The organism is Herbaspirillum sp. FG34 (assembly GCF_057809315.1).
On the sequence record NZ_JBMDJS010000045.1, the window covers coordinates 1 to 1964 of the forward strand.

1 protein-coding gene and 2 pseudogenes are annotated in these 1964 nt (G+C 64.7%); 1 reads left to right on the forward strand and 2 read right to left on the reverse strand.

The features are described 5' to 3' along the window. Both ACODSZ_RS23030 and ACODSZ_RS23035 read right to left on the reverse strand, forming a co-directional pair. Nucleotides 1-287, reverse strand: a pseudogene (locus tag ACODSZ_RS23030) (hypothetical protein); the annotation flags it as partial. A gap of 251 nt (nucleotides 288-538) precedes the next feature. Next, nucleotides 539-1669, reverse strand: coding sequence for an autotransporter outer membrane beta-barrel domain-containing protein (locus tag ACODSZ_RS23035; protein ID WP_488928635.1), 1131 nt, complete (start codon nucleotides 1667-1669; stop codon nucleotides 539-541). A gap of 25 nt (nucleotides 1670-1694) precedes the next feature. Between ACODSZ_RS23035 and ACODSZ_RS23040 the strand changes: the two are divergent. Beyond that, nucleotides 1695-1964: pseudogene (locus tag ACODSZ_RS23040) on the forward strand (malto-oligosyltrehalose trehalohydrolase); the annotation flags it as partial.

Sequence of the window (1964 nt, forward strand, 5' to 3'; positions counted from 1 at the left end):
GACGCAGCCGATGCTGCTGCCCCCTGTGCCGCTGGTGATTCTTGTGTCGCCGACGATGCAGGTGCTGGAGAGTTCACTGGCGACTCCTGTACTGCTGTCTCTGCCGGTGACTCCGACACCGCTGGTACTGCCAGTTCCACATCCGCGAGCAACGCCGTCTGCGCGCCCACCGGCACACTCAAGGCCGGGCCCAGGGTCAGCAATATGGCAGCATAGAGACTGTGCTTACGCAGAGCGGCAGGCGGCATGATGCAGGCACGATTGTGCTGCTTCTTTTGATTCATCATCTTACCTTCCTCGATCTTGGGCGAGGCCATCGGGAAGCTAGACCCATCCCCCGCCCTTGTTGTTATCCCTCCCTGCGTACCGGTTGAACCGGTTTTTGTAGGGAGGCATTGTCGAGGGGCACTGCCTTTCTGGACATTGTCTTTTGGTGCTAGCCAGGATGCAGCACCATGCGCCTTGATGCCTTGCGCGAGAATGGAAGGAGAGAGAGAAGCCGCCCTCAGCCAGGCTGCTGGGGGCGGCCGCGTGCAGATCAGAAGCGCCAGCTGGCCTTGAGCGCTGCGGACTGGTTGATGAAACCGCTGCGACCTTCCGCATCCAGGCGCAGCGAGATATCGGTGGCGGTGCTCAACTGGTGGCGATAGCTGATACCCGCCTTGAACAACCATGCAGAACGTGCCGCACCGGGTGTGCTGAAGGCTTGGCCCGGCGTCCCGGCATAAGTGGCCACCAGTTCGTCGCACGCGTTGATGACATCGTAGCTGGCACCGACATGGGCGCTGATCTGCGAAGCCGTCGTGAGCGCATAGTTCAAGCGCGTACCCACACCCAGCAACAATGCCTGGCTGCGCTTGCCCTGCACCGCCAGGCTCAGATCGCCTGCCCCGCTCTCGGCGTAGGACGGACTTTGCAGACGGGTGTAATCAAGCTGCAAGGCCGGTACTACGCTCAATGCTTCACCCAAGGGCAGCGTATGCGATACGTTTGCGCCCACGTGCGCACTCCAGCTGTCGTAGCGGCTGCTGGCCACGCGGTTCAACCCGCCGAAGCGCAGCTCACGTGCCAGGCGGTTGCTGTTCCAGCCGGCGTCGGCCTGCCAGGACAGCGCCAGCTCACCCAGCGGGACGCTGCCATAGACGGCCACCATGTTGGATTCGATACGGCTGCGGCTGCCGGTACCGGTGATGGCGGTGTTGCCGCTGGCACTGGTGCTGGCATAGGCGTAAGAAAATCCAATGCGCCCGCTGTCCAGCTCCACCTCGGTGCCGGCGGCCATGCCCCGGGTGCTGGCGCTGAAACCGGAGTCGCCATTGCGATCCCCCTGGTTCGAACGCGATTCGAAAGGCATGAGCCAGACCTGGCGATCGCCACCGGCCTCGCCATAGCCCACGCCGCGCCCCGCACCGCCCATACCGCCGCCAGCATTACCCGCATCAATGCGCGTGGCAATGACGCGATTGAGCGAAGCCAGGGTGCCACGGATGGCGTTGTCGCTGATGTTGCTGGGCAGGGTCTGGGCGGCGGCGCGCAGAACGCTGGTGGCGTCGGGCAGACGTCCCAGAGCAGTGACGACCTGCGCCATATCGGCGCTGGAGGGACGCTGGATCTGACGGTCCAGCACCGGCGCCACCGCAGCCGCAGCAGTGGCGGCAGCGACTGCCATCGGAGTACGCACTGCCGGGGCTACTTTGACTGCGGGTGCTGGCGGTGCTGCCAGTGCTGCCGGTGCTGGCGGTACCACTACGGCCGCCGCTGCAGGCACGCTCGCGGTGGACGTGCCGGATGCCGGGGCACTGGCCACCGGCATGTTCGGAGCTACTGCACTGGAAGCAGGCGCACTCGTTACCGGTGTACTCGCGGCAGGCGTACTGGTAGCAGGCGCACTCGTTACCGGTGTGCTCGTGGCAGGTGTACTGGTAGCGGGCGCACTCGTTACCGGTGTGCTCGCGGCAGGCGTA

What these genes read in the sequence shown, in the direction of transcription:
- ACODSZ_RS23035 (WP_488928635.1), bottom strand. Translation starts at nt 1,669, where the DNA reads ATGGCAGTCGCTGCCGCCACTGCTGCGGCTGCGGTGGCGCCGGTGCTG.